The following is a 21,748-nucleotide window of genomic DNA, read 5'->3' on the forward strand; positions in this document are numbered from 1 at the left end:
TCAAACGCCGGACGGGCACAACCAGCCCGTCCGGCGTTTGAGGACCAGGGTCCGGGGCGGAGCCCCGAACCCGCGCCCCGGCTAAAGCGTCGACCGCAGCCACTGCTCCACGCTCGCCACATGCACCGTCGCCCACGACCGCGCCGCCTCCGCGTCGCGGTCCCGCAGCGCCGAGACGATCGCCCGGTGCTCATGCAGCGTGCGGCTCACCGCGTCCTCCTGGGTCAGACCGCGCCAGACCCGGGCCCGGGTCGTCGGCCCCGAGAGTCCGTCGAGCAGTGAGCAGAGCACCGAGTTGCCGGACGACTGCACGATGCCCCGGTGGAACTCCAGATCGCAGGCCACGAGCTCCTCGACCGAGGGGCGGCTGCCCAGGGCGTCCAGCTGGGAGCTCAGCAGGTCCAGTTGCTCCTCGGTGATCCGGCTCGCCGCCATCGCGGTCGCGGCCGGCTCCAGGATCCGGCGGACCGCCAGGAACTCCAGCACCGTGTCGTCGCGGTGGAAGTCCACCACGAAGCTCAGCGCCTCCAGCAGCAGTTGCGGATCCAGACTGGTGACGTAGGTGCCGTCGCCCTGGCGCACGTCGAGAATGCGGATGAGCGACAGGGCGCGCACCGCCTCCCGCAGTGAGTTGCGGGACAGGCCGAGCTCCGCGGCGAGTTCGCTCTCCTTGGGGAGACGATCGCCGGGCCGTAGCGCACCCGAGACGATCATTCCCTTGATCTTCTCGATGGCCTCGTCAGTGACAGCCATGGGCGACCTCCAGACATCCGATGTATCGCTCCATTATGCGTCCCCGGAGACCGGAGGTGAGGCCTTCGGAGCAACCCGGGCGGTGAATCCACACACATACGAGCGGGGGCGGCGTCCACCGGACGCCGCCCCCGCTCGATTCCCCGGCTCAGCTCCTGCGGTCGCCGAGCACGGACTCGACGCCGGCCCGGATCTCGTCGGTGGCCAGACCCCGGATGGTCAGCGTCGTGCGGCGCCGCAGCACGTCGTCCGCCGTCTCGGCCCACTCGTGGTCGCGCGCGTAGGCGACCTGCGCCCAGATCTCCGGCGCGTCCGGGTGGATGCGCTCGGCGAGCACCGGGTCCTCGTTGGCCAGCCGGGCGATGTCGAAGGCCAGCGAACCGTAGTGCGTGGCCAGGTGCCGTGCCGTGTCGGCCGACATCCGGGGCCCCGGCGTGCCGCCGTCGACCAGCAGCCGGTGCGCCACCGCGTTCGGGTTGGCGATCCCCGGCAGCGGGAGCTTCTTCGGCAGCCGGGCCATCGGCTCCATGTCCTCGGCCAGGGGGTGCCCGGGGAGCGCGGCCAGCTTGTTCATCACCGTCCGGCCGATGTGGCGGAACGTCGTCCACTTGCCGCCCGCGACCGACAGCATCCCGCCCCGGCCCTCCGTCACGACGGTCTCGCGCTTGGCCTTGGCCGTGCCGCCGGGACCGCCCGGCAGCACCCGCAGACCCGCGAAGGAGTACGTGATCAGATCCCGCGACAGCTGCTGGTCCCGGACCGAGAACGCGGCCTCGTCCAGGATCTGAGCGGTGTCCTTCTCGGTGACCGCGACATCCGCCGGGTCGCCCTCGTACTCCTCGTCCGTCGTGCCGAGCAGCAGCATGTCCTCCCACGGCAGGGCGAACGTGATGCGGTACTTGTCGATCGGGGTGGCGAGCGCGGCCTTCCAGGGACGGGTGCGCTTGAGCACCAGGTGCGCCCCCTTGGACAGGCGTATGGAAGGCGCCGCGTCCGGGTTCTCCATCTTGCGCAGGTGGTCGACCCACGGCCCGGTGGCGTTCAGCACCAGACGGGCGTTGATGCCGAACTCCGTACCGTCCACGGCGTCCCGCAGATCGGCACCGGTCACCCGGCCCTTGGTGAAGCGGAGCCCGGTGACGGCGGCGTGGTTGAGCACGGCGGCGCCCGCCTCGACGGCCGCGCGGACCGTCATCAGCGCCATCCGCGCGTCGTTCATCTGGTCGTCGCCGTAGACCGCGACGGCCTTCAGATTGTCCGTACGCAGCTCCGGAACATCGCGCTGCGCCTTCGCCGGGCTGATCACGTGGCCGACGCCGTCGCCGAAGGCGGAGAGCGCCGAGTACGCGAACACGCCCGCGCCCAGCTTGGCGGCGCCGTGCGGCCCGCCCTTGTAGACCGGCAGGTAGAAGGTGAGCGGGTTGGCGAGGTGCGGGGCCACCTGACGGGAGACCGCACGCCGCTCGAAGTGGTTCTCCGCGACCAGCTTCACCGCGCCGGTCTGCAGGTAGCGCAGACCGCCGTGGAGCAGCTTGGAGGAGGCGGAGGAGGTGGCGCCGGCGAAGTCACCGGCGTCCACCAGAGCCACCCGCAGTCCGGACTGCGCGGCGTGCCAGGCGGTGGAGATGCCCAGGATGCCGCCGCCGATCACCAGGAGGTCGTACGTCGCCTTGGAAAGCTGCTCCCGGGTCTCGGCGCGGCTCGGAAGGGAGCCGGAGGCCGGATGCGTCCCGAGGGCGGGGACGCTCTGCAGGGTGGTCATGTATCTCTACTCCTCGTCTTCGAGCCAGTCCATGGTCCGCTGTACGGCCTTGAGCCAGCTCTTGTACTCGTGGTCGCGGGTGTCCGCGTCCATGCGGGGGGTCCACTCGGCGGCCCGGCGCCAGTTGGCGCGCAGCGCGTCGGTGTCCGGCCAGAAGCCGACGGCGAGGCCGGCGGCGTAGGCGGCGCCGAGGCAGGTGGTCTCGGCGACCATGGGCCGCACCACGGGTGCGTCCAGGAAGTCGGCGAGGGTCTGCATCAGCAGGTTGTTGGAGGTCATTCCGCCGTCGACCTTGAGCGCGGTCAGCTCGACGCCGGAGTCCTTGGTCATGGCGTCGCTGATCTCACGGGTCTGCCAGGCGGTGGCCTCCAGTACGGCACGGGCGATGTGCGCCTTGGTGACGTAGCGGGTGAGACCGGCGATGACGCCGCGGGCGTCGGGGCGCCAGTACGGGGCGAACAGGCCGGAGAAGGCGGGTACGAAGTACGCGCCGCCGTTGTCCTCGACCGACGAGGCCAGGGTCTCGATCTCGGCCGCGGACTGGATCAGGCCCATCTGGTCGCGCATCCACTGCACCAGCGAACCGGTGACGGCGATCGACCCCTCCAGGGCGTAGACCGGCTTCTGGTCGCCGATCTGGTAGCCGACCGTGGTCAGCAGCCCGTTGTAGGAGTTGACGGGCGTCTCGCCGGTGTTCATCAGCATGAAGGTGCCGGTGCCGTACGTGGACTTGGCCTCGCCCTCGGCGAAACACGTCTGGCCGAACAGCGCGGCCTGCTGGTCACCGAGCGCGGAGGCGACCGGCACACCATCGAGGACGCCGCCCTTGGCACGGCCGTAGACCTCGGCGGAGGAGCGGATCTCGGGCAGCACCGCGGCCGGGATGCCGATGGAGGAGAGGATCTTCTCGTCCCACTCCATGCGGTGCAGGTTCATCAGGAGGGTGCGCGAGGCGTTGGTGACGTCGGTGACGTGCACACCGCCCTCGGTGCCGCCGGTCAGGTTCCAGATGACCCAGGAGTCCATGGTGCCGAAGAGGATGTCGCCGCGCTCGGCGCGCTCGCGCAGCCCCTCGACGTTGTCGAGCAGCCAGCGGACCTTGGGCCCGGCGAAGTACGAGGCGAGCGGCAGGCCCGTCTCGCGGCGGAAGCGGTCCTGGCCCACGTTGCGGCCGAGTTCCTTGCAGAGCGCGTCGGTGCGGGTGTCCTGCCAGACGAGGGCGTTGTGGACGGGTTCACCGGTGTTCTTGTCCCACATCAGGGTGGTCTCGCGCTGGTTGGTGATGCCGATCGCCTTCACGTCGGCGGCGGTGATGCCCGCCTTGACGATGGCGCTCGCCACGACCTCCTGCACGTTCTCCCAGATCTCGGTCGCGTTGTGCTCGACCCAGCCCGGCTTCGGGAAGATCTGCTCGTGCTCCTTCTGGTCGACCGAGACGATCCGGCCGTCCTTGTCGAAGACGATGCAGCGGCTGGAAGTGGTGCCCTGGTCGATGGCCGCGATGAACGGCCCGGTTCCGTGGGTGCCGGTGGTAGGTGCGTCGGTCACGGTGTGCTCCCGGAGGTCTGTGAGGGTCTTGGGGTTACGGCTCTGGGCCCGGTGTCTCACGCGAAGGCGAGGTTGTAGAGCCCGCCCGCGAGTGCGCCGCCGACGAGGGGGCCGACGACCGGGATCCATGCGTAGCCCCAGTCGGAACCGCCCTTGTTCGGCAGCGGAAGCAGCGCGTGCACGATACGCGGACCGAGGTCTCGGACCGGGTTGATCGCGTAACCCGTCGGCCCGCCGAGCGACAGGCCGATGCCGACGACGACCAGGGCGGTGATCAGTGCGCCGAGTGCGCCGAGGCCGTTGCCCTTGTCGTTGAGGCCCTGGGTGAGGATCGCCAGGACCAGCACGATGGTGGCGATGATCTCGGTGACGACGTTCTGTACGGCGTTGCGGATCTCAGGACCGGTCGAGAAGACACCGAGCACCGGTCCGGCCTTGGGGGCCGCGGCCGGGTCGACCATGCCCTCGTCACCCGTGTGGGCCTTGAGGATCTCGGGATCCGTGAGATGTGCCCGGAACTGTCCGTAGTAGACCAGCCAGGCCAGCACCGCGCCGATCATCGCGCCGAGGAGCTGCGAGGCGAGGTAGAGCGGTACGTCGCTCCACTTGGTTCCGCCCTCGATCGCCAGGCCGATGGTGACGGCGGGGTTGAGGTGTGCGCCGGACACGCCGCCCGCGATGTACGCGCCGGTCAGGACCGCGAAGCCCCAGCCGAAGCTGATCGCGACCCAGCCGGCGTTCTGTGCCTTCGAGTGCTTGAGGGTGACGGCGGCACAGACACCGGCGCCGAGCAGAATGAGTACGGCGGTACCGATGGTCTCGCCGATGAAGATGTCGGAGCTGGACACCCGCGACTCCTTTGTCCTTCGTCCAGGAAGCCGAACCCCGGGTCCCTCCGGTGGTCCGCGCCCTCATGTGAGGGCGTTTCCGGCCCTTTGCACTGTCACACCCTAACGCTTGTTTCCGTTAGGCGTTCGACAATGCCGACCGGTGCACGGCAGTGTTTCTCCCAGGTCAATGGGGCGTCAAGGGTCTGTGGCCTACAACTCGATCGTGAGACCCATATCCGATGATTCCTTACGGAGCTCAGAAGCGCCTGGCGCCCAGATCCCGGGAGACCGCGCGGGCGCAGTCGCGTACCGAGGCGACCAGGTCGGGCCTGAGCTCGCCGTCCACGCAGACCCGCTCCACCGCACCGGTCACGGCCACGGCGCCGACCGGCATCCGGCGCCGGTCGTGGATCGGGGCCGCCACCGCCGCCACGCCCTCCCAGGTCTCCTCCATGTCGGCCGCCCAGCCGCGCGCGCGGATCAGGTCGAGCATCGAGTCGAACTCCTGCGGATCGGTGACCGTGCGGGGCGTGAACGACTGCCGCTCGGCCTCCATGGCCTCCGTGTGCGCCACCGGGTCGTAGGCGGACAGCACCTTGCCCAGGGCCGTGGAGTGCAGCGGCTGCATGGCCCCGACCTCCAGTACCTGCCGGCTGTCGTCGGGCCGGAAGACGTGGTGGACGATGAGGACGCCACGCTGGTGCAGTACGCCCAAATGGGTGCTCTCGCCGCTGGAGCGGGCCAGGTCGTCCGTCCAGACCAGTGCGCGGGACCGCAGCTCGTGGACGTCCAGATAGCTGTTGCCCAGGCGCAGCAGCTCGGCGCCGAGCTGGTAGCGGCCGGAGGTGTCGTCCTGCTCGACGAAGCCCTCGTGCTGGAGCGTACGCAGGATGCCGTGGGCGGTGCCTTTGGCCAGGCCCAGCGAGGAGGCGATGTCGGAGAGTCCCAGTCGCCGCTCGCCGCCCGCCAGCAGTCGCAGCATCGCGGCCGCCCGCTCCAGCGACTGGATGTTCTTGGCCATCGCGCCGTACTCCTCCACTGTGGTTCGACAATGCTGAACACTATCGGTCGATGCCGACCAGTGCTCCATCGCAGGAGAAGTCTGCGGCACCCCGCAGGTCCGGACAGCCCCCCGGAACAGCATGCAGTCCGATTCGTGGGACAGAGTGACGGCTCAGGACGCCGCCCGGCTAGGCTGGCCAGGTGCGGCCTCCGCCGAAGCCGCAAAGCCGACAGCCGTCGCATCCCAGGGAGTACATCCATGGCCCCGTCGCCGACCCCTTCCGCCGACAGCAGGACCCGATCCGCAGCACTCCGTGAGGCACTCGCCACCCGGGTGGTGGTGGCCGATGGCGCGATGGGCACCATGCTCCAGGCGCAGGACCCGACGCTTGAGGATTTCGAGAACCTTGAGGGCTGCAACGAGATCCTGAACCTCACCCGGCCCGACATCGTGCGTTCGGTGCACGAGGAGTACTTCGCGGTCGGTGTGGACTGCGTGGAGACGAACACCTTCGGCGCGAACCACTCGGCGGCGAACGAGTACGAGATCGCCGACCGGATCCACGAACTGTCCGAGGCGGGTGCCCGCATCGCCCGCGAGGTCGCCGACGAGTTCGGGGCCAAGGACGGCCGCCAGCGCTGGGTCCTCGGCTCGGTGGGCCCCGGCACCAAGCTGCCCTCGCTCGGCCACATCGCGTACGACGTGCTGCGCGACGGCTACCAGCAGAACGCCGAGGGCCTGCTCGCCGGCGGCGCGGACGCCCTGATCGTGGAGACCACGCAGGACCTGCTGCAGACCAAGTCCAGCCTGATCGGCGCGCGCCGGGCGATGGACGCCCTCGGCGTCGACGTGCCGCTGATCTGCTCGCTCGCCTTCGAGACGACCGGCGTGATGCTGCTCGGCTCCGAGATCGGCGCCGCCCTGACGGCTCTGGAGCCGCTGGGTATCGACCTGATCGGCCTGAACTGCTCGACCGGCCCGGCCGAGATGAGCGAGCACCTGCGCTATCTGGCCCGGCACTCGCGCACCCCGCTGATGTGCATGCCGAACGCGGGTCTGCCGGTGCTGACCAAGGACGGGGCGCACTTCCCGCTCGGCCCCGAGGGGCTGGCGGACGCGCAGGAAGCCTTCGTGACCGACTACGGTCTGTCGCTGATCGGCGGGTGCTGCGGTACGACCCCCGAGCATCTGCGCCAGGTCGTCGACCGGGCCCGTGACCTCACCCCCGCCGCCCGGGACCCGCGCCCCGAGCCGGGTGCCGCCTCGCTCTACCAGACCGTCCCGTTCCGGCAGGACACCTCGTACCTGGCGATCGGTGAGCGGACGAATGCCAACGGGTCGAAGAAGTTCCGTGAGGCGATGCTGGAGGCGCGCTGGGACGACTGTGTGGAGATGGCCCGCGACCAGATCCGTGAGGGCGCGCACATGCTCGACCTCTGTGTCGACTACGTGGGCCGTGACGGGGTCGCGGACATGGAGGAGCTGGCGGGGCGTTTCGCGACCGCTTCCACCCTGCCGATCGTGCTGGACTCCACGGAGCTGCCGGTGCTGCGGGCGGGGCTGGAGAAGCTCGGCGGGCGTGCGGTGCTGAACTCGGTGAACTACGAGGACGGTGACGGGCCGGAGTCACGCTTCGTGAAGGTCACGCGGCTGGCCGCCGAGCACGGTGCCGCGCTGATCGCGCTGACCATCGACGAGGAGGGCCAGGCCCGCACCGTCGAGCACAAGGTCGCCATCGCGGAACGGCTGATCGCGGACCTGACCGGGAACTGGGGCATCCAGGAGTCGGACATCCTCATCGACTGCCTCACCTTCACGATCTGTACCGGGCAGGAGGAGTCCCGCAAGGACGGCATCGCCACCATCGAGGCGATCCGCGAGCTGAAGAAGCGCCACCCCGAGGTCCAGACCACGCTGGGTCTTTCCAACATCTCCTTCGGTCTCAATCCGGCCGCCCGTGTCGTGCTGAACTCGGTCTTCCTCGACGAGTGTGTGAAGGCGGGGCTGGACTCCGCGATCGTGCACGCGTCGAAGATCCTGCCGATCGCCCGGCTGGACGAGGAGCAGGTCAAGGCCGCCCACGACCTGATCTACGACCGCCGCGCCGAGGGCTACGACCCGCTGCAGAAGCTCATGGAGCTCTTCGAGGGCGTCAACATGAAGTCGATGAAGGCGGGCAAGGCCGAGGAACTCCTCGCCCTGCCGCTCGACGAGCGCCTCCAGCGCCGCATCATCGACGGCGAGAAGAAGGGCCTGGAAGCAGACCTCGACGAGGCGTTGCAGAACCGTCCCGCTCTCGACATCGTCAACGACACCCTGCTGGAGGGCATGAAGGTCGTCGGTGAGCTGTTCGGTTCCGGGCAGATGCAGCTGCCGTTCGTGCTCCAGTCCGCCGAGGTGATGAAGAGCGCGGTGGCCCATCTGGAGCCGCACATGGAGAAGTCGGACGCCGAGGGCAAGGGCACCATCGTGCTGGCCACGGTCCGGGGCGACGTCCACGACATCGGCAAGAACCTCGTCGACATCATCCTGTCCAACAACGGCTACAACGTCGTGAACATCGGCATCAAGCAGCCCGTCTCCGCGATCCTGGAAGCCGCAGAGGAGAACCGCGCCGACGTCATCGGCATGTCCGGTCTCCTGGTCAAGTCCACCGTGATCATGAAGGAGAACCTCCAGGAGCTCAACCAGCGCAAGCTGGCCGCCGACTACCCCGTGATCCTCGGCGGCGCCGCCCTCACCCGCGCCTACGTCGAACAGGACCTCCACGAGATCTACGAGGGCGAGGTCCGCTACGCCCGCGACGCCTTCGAGGGCCTGCGCCTGATGGACGCGCTCATCGGGGTCAAGCGCGGCGTCCCCGGCGCCGTCCTCCCCGAGCTGAAGCAGCGCCGTGTCCCCAAGCGGGAGATTGCTGTCCTGGAGGTCGAGGAGCCGGAGGAGGGTGTCCGCTCGGACGTCGCCGTCGACAACCCGGTGCCCACCCCGCCGTTCTGGGGCACCCGGGTCATCAAGGGCATCCAGCTCAAGGAGTACGCGTCCTGGCTCGACGAAGGCGCCCTCTTCAAGGGCCAATGGGGTCTCAAGCAGGCCCGCGCGGGTGACGGACCGACGTACGAGGAACTGGTCGAGAGCGAGGGCCGCCCGCATCTGCGCGGCTGGCTCGACAAGCTGCACACCGAGAACCTGCTGGAAGCGGCCGTCGTCTACGGCTACTTCCCCTGCGTCTCCAAGGGCGACGACCTGATCCTTCTGCACGAGGACGGCTCGGAGCGCACCCGCTTCACGTTCCCGCGTCAGCGCCGCGGGCGCCGCCTCTGCCTGGCGGACTTCTTCCGCCCGGAGGAGTCGGGCGAGACGGACGTGATCGGTCTCCAGGTCGTCACCGTCGGATCGCGGATCGGCGGCGAGACCGCCAAGCTCTTCGAGGCCAACGCCTACCGCGACTACCTGGAGCTGCACGGGCTCTCCGTCCAGCTGGCCGAGGCACTCGCGGAGTACTGGCACGCCCGGGTCCGCTCCGAGCTGGGCTTCGCCGGGGAGGACCCGGCCGACGTCGAGGACATGTTCGCCCTGAAGTACCGGGGCGCGCGTTTCTCACTCGGCTACGGGGCCTGCCCCGACCTGGCGGACCGGGCGAAGATCGCGGACCTGCTCCAGCCCGAGCGGATTGGCGTGCACCTCTCCGAGGAGTTCCAGCTCCACCCGGAGCAGTCCACCGACGCGATCGTCATCCACCACCCGGAGGCGAAGTACTTCAACGCGCGGTAGGGCTCCGTTCAACGCGTGGTAGCCGGACGAGTCGTACACTGGTCGGTCCAGTGCAGGCCGGTCACCGTCCCTCCGGGGAACGGTGGCCGGCCTTCTCGCCCCTCACGAAAGGTGTGCCGGATGACCAGTACGATCCCCGCGTCCTTGAGCCGTACGGCGGAGGGTGCGGCCCTGCAGGCCGTGCTCCTCGACATGGACGGCACCCTGGTCGACACCGAGGGCTTCTGGTGGGACGTCGAGAAGGAGGTCTTCGCCGACCTCGGGCACACGCTGGACGAGGCATGGCGTGAGGTGGTCGTCGGCGGCCCGATGACCCGCAGCGCCGGGTACCTGATCGAGTCCACCTGCGCCGACATCACGCTTCCCGAGCTGACCGTGCTGCTCAACGACCGCTTCGAGAAGCGTATCGGCCTCGGGGTGCCCCTGATGCCCGGAGCGGCCCGGCTGCTGGCCGAGCTGGGCAGGCACAGGATCCCCACCGCCCTGGTCTCGGCCTCCCACCGGCGGATCATCGACCGGGTGCTGGACTCCGTGGGCCACCACCACTTCGCGCTGACCGTCGCGGGCGACGAGGTCACCCGGACGAAGCCGCACCCGGAGCCGTATCTCGCCGCCGCGCACGGCTTCGGGGCCGACCCCCGGCTCTGCGCGGTCATCGAGGACACCGCGACCGGGGTGGCCGCGGCCGAGGCCGCCGGGTGCCGGGTGGTCGCCGTACCGTCGGTGTCACCGATCGCCCCCGCCCCCGGCCGGGTCGTCGTGAGTTCTCTCGAAGAAGTCGATCTGGCATTCCTCAGGGACCTGGTCACGGGAATGCGCTGAGTCGCACACCGAGAGTATTTCTGTGAATGAATGGAAAATCTCTCGGCACCGGACGTGCAGTTCCTGTCGCGCTGACGTGTAAGCAAGTCGGGTGCATGTCAATACCCCGAACCGCTCACTCTGTTTCTGGTGAAGTGACCTTCCTCACCTGAATGGCCGATAGCGTGTTCGGGAGATTCGCCACGCTGTCCGTTTTGACGTACCCAAGTGTCCCGGTTCATGAATCCCTGTACGAATCATTCCGGCATCCGGGAAACCATGGTCCGCGCATTCCCGTCACCACTCGATTATGCACCGGACGGCTCCGGTCCGGCATTGCCGATGACGCCTACTAATGTCGTTTTCTCCATGACCGGATGAGGGAGAACGTCCAAGATGAACCGCAAGACTCTGGTGCTGCCGGCCGTCGTCGGCCTGCTCGCGCCCGTACTCGCCGCCTGCGGCGCGTCGGACGGTGGGAGCGATGGCAGCGGCGCCATCGTTGTCGGCACCACGGACCGGTTCGTCGGCTCGAAGGACGCCCCCGCACCGCTCGACCCCGCCATCGGCTACGAGGCGGGCGTCTGGAACGTGCTGCGGCAGACCGTGCAGACGCTGATGCACGTCCCGCGCGGCGGCGGCGAGCCGGTGCCAGAGGCCGCCGAGAGCTGCTCCTTCACCGACACGGAGAACGAGAGCTACCGCTGCAAGCTGCGCAGCGGCCTCGAATTCGCCGACGGCGGCGCGGTCACCGCGGAGGACGTCAAATACTCCATCGATCGTGTCATCCGCATCAAGTCCACCAACGGACCCGTCGCGCTCCTCGACAACATCGACACCGTCGAGACCAAGGGGGAGCGCGAGGTCATATTCCACCTCCGGACCTCGGACGCGACCTTCCCCTACAAGCTCGCCACCCCGCCCGCCGGAATAGTCCAGCCCGCCAAATACCCGGCGGGCTCCCCGCGTGACGGATTCCAGGTGGACGGCTCCGGGCCGTACACGATGAAGCCCGAAGTGAAGAATGATCAGGTCGTGAAAGTCGTCTTCACGAAGAATCCCCATTACAAGGGGGATCTCAAGGTGCTGAACGACAAGGTGGAACTCGATCTCTTCCCCGACGCCACCGCCATGGGCAAGGCGCTCGACGACAAGAAGATCGACATGATGACCCGCACCATGTCGCCCAAGCAGTCGCAGAAGATGCTGGAGCACCCCCAGGACGGCATCAAGCTCACCGAGATGCCCGGCCTCGCCATCAGCTATCTCGGATTCGACACCGACGACCCCGCCGTGAAGAACAAGGCGGTCCGCCAGGCCATGGCCCAGATCATCGACCGGGGCCAGATCGCGAGCGAGGTGTACGGCACCACGGCCGAACCGCTGTACTCGCTGATCCCGTCCAGCATCGCCGGGCACACCAACTCGTTCTTCAACAAGTACGGTGAGCCCAGCACGGCCAAGGCCGCCGCGATCCTGCGCGATGCCGGGATCCACACTCCGGTGAAGTTCACCCTGCACTACACGACCGACCACTACGGCGACGCCACCGCGGCCGAGTTCAGGACCCTGCGCAAGCAGCTGAACGACACGGGCCTGTTCGACGTGACCGTCGAGGGCACCCCGTGGGAGAAGTACCGCCCGGCCGAACTGCGCGGCGACTACGCCGCCTACGGCATGGGCTGGTTCCCCGACTTCCCGGACCCGGACAACTACACGGCCCCGTTCCTCGACAGGAACAACTTCCTCAACTCGCCCTACAAGTCGGCCCTCGCGCAGAAGACGCTCATCCCGCAGTCCCGCCGCGAGGCCGACCGCAGCATCGCCGCCAAGACCTTCAAGCAGCTCCAGGACATCGTCGCGGAGGACGTGCCGGTCCTCCCCGTCTGGCAGGGCAAGCAGTACGTCGCCTCCCTCGACGGCCTCACCGGCGTGGAGTGGGCGGTCAACTCCTCCGCCGACCTCCAGCTCTGGGAACTGGGCCGCGGCACCGACTGAGCCCCGGACCGCGCCCCGGATCCAACCCCCGGCGGCCGCCCGGCGGGGTCACTGGGCGCCGGGGCGCACCAGCCCGCTCTCGTAGGCGTACACCGCCGCCTGCACCCGGTCGCGCAGTCCGAGCTTCGTCAGCACATGGCCCACATGCGTCTTCACCGTCGTCTCACTGACGAAGAGGTCGGCGGCGATCTCGGCGTTCGACAGGCCGCGCGCCACCAGCTTCAGGACCTCCACCTCGCGGTCCGTCAACGTGTTGAGCGTGTCCGGAACCGGCTCCTCGCCGGACGGCAGATGGTCCGCGTACTTGTCCAGCAGCCGGCGCGTGATACTCGGGGCGAGCATCGCCTCGCCGCCCGCGACCACCCGGATCGCCTGCACCAGCTCATTGGCCGGGGCGTCCTTCAGCAGGAACCCACTGGCACCCGCGCGCAGCGCCTCCACCACGTACTCGTCGAGATCGAACGTCGTGAGCACCAGCACCTTCGCCGGACCGTCCTTGCCGGGACCGCTGATCTGGCGCGTCGCCTCCACGCCGTCCATCCTCGGCATCCGGATGTCCATCAGCACCACATCGGGCTGCAGCGCCCGCACCTGGTCGAGAGCCTGGAGACCGTCGCCGGCCTCACCCACCACCGCGAGATCACCCTCCGCCTCCAGAATCATCCGGAAGCCGGTGCGCAGCAGCGGTTGGTCATCGACCAGTAGGACGCGGATCGCCACGGAGTCTCCTTAAGGTCCTTCGAGGGCCACAGGCCGGCCGGCCTCAGCACGGACCGGGTCCATTCTGCCCTGGGCGTCCTGCCCCGGCTCCGCCGGGCGTACCGACAGCGGATAGACCGGGGGAGTACCGCCGAATTCGGGACAGAGCGCCTGGTGGTCGCACCAGCCGCACAGCTTCGTCGGCCGGGGCCGCCACTCGCCGGTCTCCGTGGCCAGCGAGATCGCCTCCCAGAGGGCCAGCAGCTTGCGCTCCACCCGCTCCAGATCCGCCACCACCGGGTCGTACGTCAGCACGTCCCCACTGCCGAGGTACACCAGCTGCAGACGGCGCGGCACCACACCCTTCAGCCGCCAGACGACCAGCGCGTAGAACTTCATCTGGAAGAGAGCGCCCTCCGCGTACTCCGGACGCGGCGCCTTCCCCGTCTTGTAGTCGACGATCCGGACATCACCGGTCGGTGTCACGTCGATCCGGTCGATCACCCCGCGCAGCCGCAGCCCCGACTCCAGCTCCGTCTCGACGAAAAGCTCCCGCTCGGCCGGCTCCAGCCGCGTCGGATCCTCCAGCGAGAACCAGCGCTCCACGAGCCGCTCCGCCTCCGACAGCCACCGCGACAGCCGCTCACCCGCCGGATCCTCCGCGAACAGCTCCGACAGCTCCGGCTTCGACTCCAGCAGCCGGTCCCACTGCCCGGGGATCAGCGCCGTGGCCCGGCCGGCCGTCCGCTCCGTCGCCGGATTGTCGAACAGCCGCTCCAGCACCGCATGGACCAGCGTCCCCCGGGTAGCCGCCTCACTGGGCTTCTGCGGCAGCTTGTCGATGACCCGGAAGCGGTACAACAGGGGGCACTGCATGAAGTCGCTCGCCCGCGACGGCGAAAGGGACGAGGGCGGCTGAGGCGGCCGCGGCACTGAGGTCATGACGAAGACCCTACGACCCGCCACTGACAACAACCGGCATACCATCGACCACAGACCCCCGAACACTGCATGATCGTGCCGGACGGCACCGACCGAAGGGACCTCGTGGACGAGAGCGGCAACAGCGGGCGGCCGCAGCCCGGCGCAGGGGGACCGGACCCCGCCGTCGGCCCCGGCAAGGGCAAACCGCCGCGCCGCGAAGAGCCCGGAGGCGGCATCCTGATGGGCCGCCCCTTCGGAGTACCCGTCTACGTCGCACCGAGCTGGTTCCTCGTCGCGGCCCTGATCACCTGGGTCTTCGGCGGCCAGCTCGACCGGGTCCTGCCCGGCTTGGGCGCGGCCCGCTACCTGGTCGCGCTCTTCTTCGCCATCGCCTTCTACGCCTCCGTGCTCGTCCACGAACTCGCGCACACCGTGGTCGCACTGCGTTACAAACTGCCGGTACGTCGCATCCAGCTCCAGTTCTTCGGCGGCGTCTCCGAGATCGAGAAGGAGTCGGAGACGCCTGGCCGCGAGTTCGTCCTCGCCTTCGTCGGCCCGCTGCTCTCCCTCGTCCTGGGCGGTCTCTTCTACATCCCGCTGAACTACGTCGAGCGCGGCACCGTCCCCGGAGTGCTCCTGGGCGGACTGATGATCTCCAACCTCATCGTCGCCGCCTTCAACCTGCTGCCCGGCCTCCCGCTCGACGGCGGCCGGATGCTCCGCGCCGTCGTCTGGAAGATCACCGGCCGCCCGATGAGCGGCACCGTCGCCGCCGCCTGGGTCGGCCGCGCCCTGGCCGTCGTCACCCTCATCGGCCTCCCCCTCCTCACCCGCACCGGGTCCTTCGGCAACGACACCGACAGCCTCAGCGGCATGGACACGGTCATCGACGCCCTGCTCGCCGCGGTCCTCGCCGCCATCATCTGGACCGGGGCGGGCAACAGCCTGCGCATGGCCCGGCTCCGCGAGCACCTGCCCGACCTGCGGGCCCGCGCCCTCACCAGGCGCGCGGTACCGGTCGAGGCCGCCACCCCGCTCTCCGAGGCGCTCCGGCGCGCCAACGAGGCGGGCGCCCGCGCCCTCGTCGTCGTCGACGGAAGCGGCGAACCCAAGGCCGTCGTCCGGGAGGCCGCCATCGTCGCCGTCCCCGAACACCGCCGCCCCTGGGTCGCCGTCAGCGGCCTCGCCCAGGACCTCACCGACGGCATGAAGGTCTCCGCCGAACTCGCCGGCGAAGCCCTCCTGGACCGGCTCAAGGCCAGCCCCGCCACCGAGTACCTCGTCGTCGAGGACACCGGCGAGATCTACGGCGTGCTCTCCACGGCAGACGTGGAACGGGCGTTCGTCGCCGCCATGGCCCGCCCCGCCGCCTGACCCGGCGCCCGCACCAGGACGCGCGGTCGGAGCCCACGGAAACACCGGTACGCTGGTCACATGTCTGAACCGACCGGTGCCGCCCGCCGACGTGGGCCCTTCAAGGTCGGGGACCAGGTCCAGCTCACCGATCCCAAGGGACGCCACTACACCTTCACGCTCGAAGCCGGAAAGAACTTCCACACCCACAAGGGTTCTTTCTCGCACGACGAGCTGATCGGTGCTCCCGAAGGCAGTGTTGTCCGCACCACGGGGAACGTCGTCTACCTCGCGCTGCGCCCCCTGCTCCCCGACTACGTCCTGTCCATGCCCCGCGGCGCCGCCGTGGTCTACCCCAAGGACGCGGGGCAGATCCTGGCCTTCGGCGACATCTTCCCCGGCGCCCGCGTCGTGGAGGCCGGCGTGGGATCCGGCGCTCTCTCCACCTTCCTGCTCCGCGCCATCGGTGAGCAGGGCATGCTGCACTCCTACGAGCGCCGCGAGGACTTCGCCGAGATCGCCCAGCAGAACGTCGAGCGCTACTTCGGCAGCCCGCACCCCGCCTGGCAGCTCACCGTCGGAGACCTCCAGGACAACCTGACGGAGACCGAGGTCGACCGCGTCGTCCTGGACATGCTGGCGCCCTGGGAGTGCCTGGACGCCGTCTCCAAGGCGCTCGTCCCGGGCGGCATCCTCTGCGCGTACGTGGCGACCACCACCCAGCTCTCCCGCACGGTCGAGTCCATCCGTGAGATCGGCTGCTTCGCGGAACCGCAGCCCTGGGAATCGATGATCCGCAACTGGCACGTCGAGGGCCTCGCCGTCCGCCCGGACCACCGGATGATCGGCCACACCGGCTTCCTCGTCACCGCCCGCCGGCTGGCCGACGGGGTCCAGGCCCCGCCGCGCCGCCGCCGCCCCTCCAAGGGCGCCTACGGCGACGACTACAGCGGACCCGGCAGCCAGAGCGGCACCGCCGCCGACTGACCCGGCAACGCGTTCGCGCCGCCGCCGAGTTCCCGGGCCTGTCCGGGAACTCGGCGGCGGCGCCTTTTCGTTGTGCCCGGTACCGGCGCACCGGAGGCGGGCAATCCCCAGGGACCCCACCGTTCCGCTGATGTGTGAGGTGTGGCACGATGCTGGCCACTCGCCACCCGGCCGCCGACACCCTGCCGACGGCACTGCCTCTCAGGCATTCCGCACCACAGGAACCACAGGAGACATCCCGCGTGCAGACCTCCGCGCTCCCGGACCTCGCGCACACCGACAGCACGACGCTGCACTGGCTCGCCACCGCGGCGGCCATGGCCGCCGTCGTCGCGGCAGCCGGCCTGCTCCAGCCCGACACGGCCGCCTCGGCCTCCACCACACCCCACCGCACCGCGGCGCAGCACGGCACGGCCCCCGTGGCCCCGCCCGACCCCGCCCGTGCGGCGTTCCCCCTGAAGTGCGGCGACGGCGGCAACACGGTTGCCAAGGAGGCCCCCGGAGACCTCGACGGCGACGGCCGCCCGGAAACCGTCGCGGTGGTCCACTGCACGGCCGGACTGGGTACCCCGCCCAGCGGCGTCTACGTCCTCACACAGCAGAGCGGGGCCGCTCCCAGGATCGTCGCGACCCTGGTCGACCCCGCCCAGAAGATGAGCGTCGGTGACTTCACCGTGCGTGAGGGCGTCGTCTCCGCGACACTCCTCGGCTACTCCTCGCCCTCGGTCCCGTCCTGCTGCCCCGACGAGCAGGAGAAGGTCACCTGGCAGTGGCAGAACGGTGCCTTCGTACGCAACAGCCTCTCCGAGGACTCCGACGGCTCCGTCGGCGGCAACGCCTGACGGTCGCCCCGAGCAGCTACCGGCCGCCCGGCCGGCGGTTCAGGCCGCCTCGGGGCCGAAGACCTCGACCCTGTCCGAAACGCGTCGTACATGAATACAGTCGCCCGGACATTCCTTGGCCGAATCGACCACGTCCTGGAGAAGCGGCAACGGCACCGGGGTGGTCGCCCCCTTGTCCTGCAGCAGCTCGTCCCCGTCGCTCTTCACATAGGCGAGTCCGTCGATGTCCAGCTCGAAGACCTCGGGCGCGTACTGCACACAGATGCCGTCCCCCGTGCAGAGGTCCTGATCGATCCAGACCTCCAGGTCCTGCGTGTCGCCACCGGTGGGAGCGTCTTGCTGCGCGGTCATTTCGCCTGCCGTTTCCTGCGTATCCGAACCAAAAAAAGCCAGCCCTGACGGGTGTTGAACACTTCGACGATACAACCGGCCGCTTTCCGATGTTGAAGGGTGGGTATTCCCCTGACACGAGGGAGAGCGCAAGGGTGAAGATCGGACACGCCTCACAGTCTTTGTGATCTAGGGGTTTCAATCATCACCCACCCAGGTAGGGTCAGGAAGCGTCCAGCTCCCCTTGGAGGAGGTGAGGACCGTGGCAGCCCACGACGACGACACCAACCGCGGCATCCGGCCCGGACGGGGGTCCGATGACCCAGCCGGCCAGGTCGCCTATCTTGAGCAGGAAATCGCCGTCCTGCGACGTAAGCTCGCCGACTCTCCGCGGCATACGAGGATTCTCGAAGAGCGGATCGTCGAGTTCCAGACCAACCTCGCAGGCGTGTCCGCTCAGAACGAGCGGCTCGCCAGCACACTCCGCGAGGCCCGCGACCAGATCGTGGCCCTCAAGGAAGAGGTCGACCGGCTGGCACAGCCACCGGCCGGCTTCGGTGTGTTCCTGCAGGCCAACGAGGACGGCACCTGCGACATCTTCACCGGGGGCCGCAAGCTCCGGGTGAACGTCAGCCCCAGCGTTGAGCTCGAAGACCTCCGGCGCGGCCAGGAAGTCATGCTCAACGAAGCGCTCAACGTGGTCGACGCCATGGAATTCGAGCGGGCCGGGGACATCGTCACCCTCAAGGAGATCCTTGAGGACGGCGAACGAGCCCTGGTGGTCGGGCACACCGACGAGGAACGGGTGGTGCGGCTCGCCGAGCCGTTGCTGGACATCACCATCCGGCCCGGCGACGCTCTGCTGCTCGAACCCAGGTCCGGCTACGTCTACGAAGTCGTTCCCAAGAGCGAGGTCGAAGAACTCGTCCTCGAAGAAGTCCCGGACATCGACTACAACAAGATCGGCGGCCTGGGTGACCAGATCGAGCTCATCCGCGACGCGGTAGAGCTCCCCTATCTGCACCCCGACCTCTTCAAGGAGCACGAACTGCGGCCACCGAAGGGCATCCTGCTCTACGGCCCGCCCGGCTGCGGCAAGACGCTCATCGCCAAGGCCGTCGCCAACTCCCTCGCGAAGAAGGTCGCCGAAGTAACCGGCCAGCCCGCCGGCAAGAGCTACTTCCTCAACATCAAGGGCCCCGAACTCCTCAACAAGTACGTCGGTGAGACCGAGCGCCACATCCGCCTGGTCTTCCAGCGTGCCCGCGAGAAGGCGAGTGAGGGCACCCCCGTCATCGTCTTCTTCGACGAGATGGAGTCGCTCTTCCGCACCCGGGGATCCGGCGTCAGCTCGGACGTGGAGAACACCATCGTCCCCCAGCTGCTCGCCGAGATCGATGGTGTCGAGGGCCTGGAGAACGTCATCGTGATCGGCGCCTCCAACCGCGAGGACATGATCGACCCCGCGATCCTGCGGCCCGGCCGCCTCGATGTGAAGATCAAGATCGAGCGTCCGGACGCGGAGGCCGCGAAGGACATCTTCGCGAAGTACCTCACGCCTTCGCTGCCCCTGCACGCCGACGACCTCGCGGAGCACACCGGCTCCAAGGAGGCCGCCGCGCACGCCATGATCCAGTCGGTCGTCGAACGGATGTACACCGAGTCCGAGGAGAACCGCTTCCTTGAGGTGACGTACGCCAACGGCGACAAGGAGGTCCTGTACTTCAAGGACTTCAACTCCGGCGCGATGATCCAGAACATCGTCGACCGGGCCAAGAAGATGGCCATCAAGGCCTTCCTCGACCAGGGCCAGAAGGGCCTTCGCGTCTCCCATCTCCTCCAGGCATGTGTGGACGAGTTCAAGGAGAACGAGGACCTGCCGAACACCACCAACCCGGACGACTGGGCCAGGATCTCCGGCAAGAAGGGTGAGCGGATCGTCTTCATCCGCACACTCGTCACCGGAAAGCAGGGCGCGGACACCGGGCGGTCCATCGACACGGTGGCGAACACCGGGCAGTACCTGTAGAACGCAGACCGGCTGCGGATGCCCGGCCGGGCATCCGCAGCCGGTTGCTTTCCGGACAGCCGCGCCGACACCGCAGCAATGACGTAATTGATCTCCCCACCAGCACAGAGGCGCTCTAGGCTCATGCATACCGCCCGGTCGCGCAGTGCGGGTACGGGCAAACCGCGCACGCACCGGACAAGCAGCGGTACTTGAGCGCCGTTTCCGGAAGGGAGCGCCGCCGGGCAAGGAGGGCCGCATGACCGTACGGCGAGTAATGGGCATCGAGACCGAGTACGGGATCTCCGTGCCCGGCCATCCCAACGCCAATGCCATGCTCACCTCGTCCCAGATCGTCAACGCCTACGCGGCGGCGATGCACCGGGCGCGCCGCGCCCGCTGGGACTTCGAGGAGGAGAACCCGCTGCGAGACGCGCGAGGCTTCGACCTCGCCCGCGAGACCGCCGACTCCAGCCAGCTCACGGACGAGGACATCGGCCTGGCCAATGTCATCCTCACCAACGGGGCCCGGCTCTACGTCGACCACGCGCACCCCGAGTACAGCTCCCCGGAGATCACCAACCCCAGGGACGCCGTCCTCTGGGACAAGGCCGGCGAGCGCATCATGGCCGAGGCCGCCGAACGCGCGGCCCAGCTGCCCGGCGCCCTGCCGATCCACCTCTACAAGAACAACACCGACAACAAGGGCGCCTCGTACGGCACGCACGAGAACTACCTGATGAAGCGGGAGACCCCGTTCTCGGACATCGTGCGCCACCTGACCCCGTTCTTCGTCTCGCGCCAGGTCGTCACCGGGGCGGGACGGGTCGGAATCGGCCAGGACGGCCACGAGCACGGCTTCCAGATCAGCCAGCGCGCCGACTACTTCGAGGTCGAGGTCGGCCTGGAGACCACACTCAAGCGGCCGATCATCAACACCCGCGACGAACCCCACTCGGACGCGGAGAAGTACCGCCGGCTGCATGTGATCATCGGCGACGCGAATCTCTCGGAGATCTCCACCTACCTCAAGCTGGGCACCACCTCACTGGTCCTCTCCATGATCGAGGACGGCTTCATCAACGTCGACCTGGCCGTCGACCAGCCGGTGCGCACGCTGCACCAGGTGTCCCACGACCCGGATCTCCAGCAGCTGGTCACTCTGCGCAGCGGCCGGACACTCACCGCTGTACAGCTCCAGATGGAGTACTTCGAGCTCGCCCGCAAGTACGTCGAGGAGCGGTACGGGGCGGACGCCGACGAGCAGACCAAGGACATCCTGATCCGCTGGGAGGACACGCTCAACCGGCTGGAGAACGATCCGATGAGCCTCTCCCGCGAGCTGGACTGGATCGCCAAGCGGGAGCTGATGGAGGGCTACCGCCGCCGCGACAGCCTCGACTGGGACGCGCCCCGCCTGCACCTGGTGGACCTCCAGTACGCCGACGTACGGCCCGACAAGGGCCTGTACAACCGTCTGGCGGCCCGGGGCAGGATGAACCGCCTGCTGGACGAGAACGAGGTCGAGCAGGCCCGTACGGCGCCTCCGGAGGACACCAGGGCGTATTTCCGCGGCCGCTGCCTGGAGCAGTACGCGGACGACGTCGCGGCGGCCTCCTGGGATTCGGTCATCTTCGACCTTCCGGGCCACGACTCCCTGCAGCGGGTGCCCACCATGGAACCGCTCCGGGGCACCCGTGAGCACGTCAAGGACCTCCTGGACCGCTGTCGTACCGCGGAAGAGCTGGTCCGGGTGCTCGCGGGCGGCTGAAAGGGCCGTCGGCTGGGAATCATTCCGATGACCTCCGGACGTTGAGACAAGTACCGGGCCAATGTCGGACCCCGTAGGTAGGGTCTGATCAAGTGCTTCGAACCGAGCGGGGTGAGCTATATGGCGACCAAGGACACCGGCGGCGGACAGCAGAAGGCGACGCGCTCCACCGAGGGGACAGAGGAGCAGGCGCAGGACGCGCAGGCCTCCGAGGATCTTCAGGAGCGACAGGACAAGCTGAGCGACGACGTCGACGACGTTCTGGACGAGATCGACGACGTCCTCGAAGCCAATGCCGAGGATTTCGTGCGGTCATTTGTTCAGAAAGGCGGGGAATAGGACTTAATGTCCGATATTCCTGCAGAGAA

The 21,748-nt window shown here is 68.6% G+C and carries 17 protein-coding genes; 9 read left to right on the forward strand and 8 right to left on the reverse strand.

All coding sequences use genetic code 11. From position 1 onward, the window contains the following. Positions 1-81: 81 nt before the first annotated feature. The 5 genes from RLT59_RS32005 to RLT59_RS32025 form a co-directional block, all read right to left on the reverse strand. The gene (locus RLT59_RS32005; protein ID WP_123468707.1) at positions 82-753 is read right to left on the reverse strand and encodes a FadR/GntR family transcriptional regulator; all 672 of its coding nucleotides are present in this window, start codon (positions 751-753) and stop codon (positions 82-84) included. A gap of 148 nt (positions 754-901) precedes the next feature. Then, complete coding sequence (locus RLT59_RS32010) at positions 902-2,515, reverse strand: glycerol-3-phosphate dehydrogenase/oxidase (protein ID WP_311306633.1); 1,614 nt, start codon at positions 2,513-2,515, stop codon at positions 902-904. 6 nt (positions 2,516-2,521) lie between these two features. Continuing rightward, the gene (gene glpK / locus RLT59_RS32015) at positions 2,522-4,063 is read right to left on the reverse strand and encodes a glycerol kinase GlpK (protein ID WP_311306634.1); all 1,542 of its coding nucleotides are present in this window, start codon (positions 4,061-4,063) and stop codon (positions 2,522-2,524) included. Positions 4,064-4,119: 56 nt separating this feature from the next. Further along, positions 4,120-4,911, reverse strand: a complete 792-nt coding sequence (locus RLT59_RS32020) for an MIP/aquaporin family protein (RefSeq protein ID WP_311306635.1) — start codon at positions 4,909-4,911, stop codon at positions 4,120-4,122. A gap of 238 nt (positions 4,912-5,149) precedes the next feature. After that, positions 5,150-5,914 carry an IclR family transcriptional regulator gene (locus RLT59_RS32025; RefSeq protein WP_311306636.1) on the reverse strand — a complete coding sequence of 255 codons (765 nt, stop codon included), beginning with the start codon at positions 5,912-5,914 and terminating at the stop codon, positions 5,150-5,152. A gap of 240 nt (positions 5,915-6,154) precedes the next feature. Between RLT59_RS32025 and metH the strand changes: the two genes are divergently transcribed. The 3 genes from metH to RLT59_RS32040 all read left to right on the forward strand — a co-directional run bounded on the left by metH (position 6,155) and on the right by RLT59_RS32040 (position 12,466). Further along, complete coding sequence (gene metH / locus RLT59_RS32030) at positions 6,155-9,667, forward strand: methionine synthase (RefSeq protein WP_311306637.1); 3,513 nt, start codon at positions 6,155-6,157, stop codon at positions 9,665-9,667. A gap of 120 nt (positions 9,668-9,787) precedes the next feature. Continuing rightward, positions 9,788-10,489, forward strand: a complete 702-nt coding sequence (locus tag RLT59_RS32035; RefSeq protein ID WP_311306638.1) for an HAD family hydrolase — start codon at positions 9,788-9,790, stop codon at positions 10,487-10,489. Positions 10,490-10,864: 375 nt separating this feature from the next. Further along, on the forward strand, positions 10,865-12,466 hold the full coding sequence (locus tag RLT59_RS32040) for an ABC transporter substrate-binding protein (protein ID WP_311306639.1): 1,602 nt from the start codon (positions 10,865-10,867) through the stop codon (positions 12,464-12,466). Positions 12,467-12,514: 48 nt separating this feature from the next. Here RLT59_RS32040 and RLT59_RS32045 read toward each other — a convergent pair whose 3' ends face one another. Both RLT59_RS32045 and RLT59_RS32050 read right to left on the reverse strand, forming a co-directional pair. After that, on the reverse strand, positions 12,515-13,186 hold the full coding sequence (locus RLT59_RS32045) for a response regulator (RefSeq protein ID WP_311306640.1): 672 nt from the start codon (positions 13,184-13,186) through the stop codon (positions 12,515-12,517). Positions 13,187-13,195: 9 nt separating this feature from the next. Beyond that, positions 13,196-14,041, reverse strand: coding sequence for a RecB family exonuclease (locus tag RLT59_RS32050; protein ID WP_311307928.1), 846 nt, complete (start codon positions 14,039-14,041; stop codon positions 13,196-13,198). A gap of 171 nt (positions 14,042-14,212) precedes the next feature. On the opposite strand from RLT59_RS32050, the gene RLT59_RS32055 reads away from it, so the two are divergent. From RLT59_RS32055 to RLT59_RS32065, 3 genes are all read left to right on the forward strand, one after another. Next, positions 14,213-15,463: a site-2 protease family protein gene (locus RLT59_RS32055; RefSeq protein WP_311307929.1), complete on the forward strand. Its 1,251-nt coding sequence runs from the start codon at positions 14,213-14,215 to the stop codon at positions 15,461-15,463. 60 nt (positions 15,464-15,523) lie between these two features. Continuing rightward, a complete protein-coding gene (locus tag RLT59_RS32060; protein ID WP_311306641.1) occupies positions 15,524-16,429 on the forward strand; it encodes a tRNA (adenine-N1)-methyltransferase in 906 nt (301 codons plus the stop codon). Positions 16,430-16,671: 242 nt separating this feature from the next. Next, positions 16,672-17,271 carry a hypothetical protein gene (locus RLT59_RS32065; protein ID WP_311306642.1) on the forward strand — a complete coding sequence of 200 codons (600 nt, stop codon included), beginning with the start codon at positions 16,672-16,674 and terminating at the stop codon, positions 17,269-17,271. Between the two features lie 39 nt (positions 17,272-17,310). On the opposite strand, the gene RLT59_RS32070 is transcribed toward RLT59_RS32065, so the two are convergent. Then, positions 17,311-17,622: a ferredoxin gene (locus RLT59_RS32070; protein WP_024490916.1), complete on the reverse strand. Its 312-nt coding sequence runs from the start codon at positions 17,620-17,622 to the stop codon at positions 17,311-17,313. Positions 17,623-17,863: 241 nt separating this feature from the next. Between RLT59_RS32070 and arc the strand changes: the two genes are divergently transcribed. The 3 genes from arc (at position 17,864) to RLT59_RS32085 (ending at position 21,719) form a co-directional block, all read left to right on the forward strand. After that, positions 17,864-19,630 (forward strand): proteasome ATPase, encoded by a 1,767-nt coding sequence (gene arc / locus RLT59_RS32075; protein WP_073737389.1) that lies wholly within the window; start codon positions 17,864-17,866, stop codon positions 19,628-19,630. 238 nt (positions 19,631-19,868) lie between these two features. Continuing rightward, on the forward strand, positions 19,869-21,380 hold the full coding sequence (dop, locus tag RLT59_RS32080) for a depupylase/deamidase Dop (protein ID WP_311306643.1): 1,512 nt from the start codon (positions 19,869-19,871) through the stop codon (positions 21,378-21,380). 120 nt (positions 21,381-21,500) lie between these two features. Next, on the forward strand, positions 21,501-21,719 hold the full coding sequence (locus RLT59_RS32085; protein ID WP_311306644.1) for a ubiquitin-like protein Pup: 219 nt from the start codon (positions 21,501-21,503) through the stop codon (positions 21,717-21,719). Positions 21,720-21,748: the final 29 nt, after the last annotated feature.

Origin of the sequence: Streptomyces sp. ITFR-6 (genome assembly GCF_031844725.1) — a bacterium.
GTDB lineage: Bacteria > Actinomycetota > Actinomycetes > Streptomycetales > Streptomycetaceae > Streptomyces.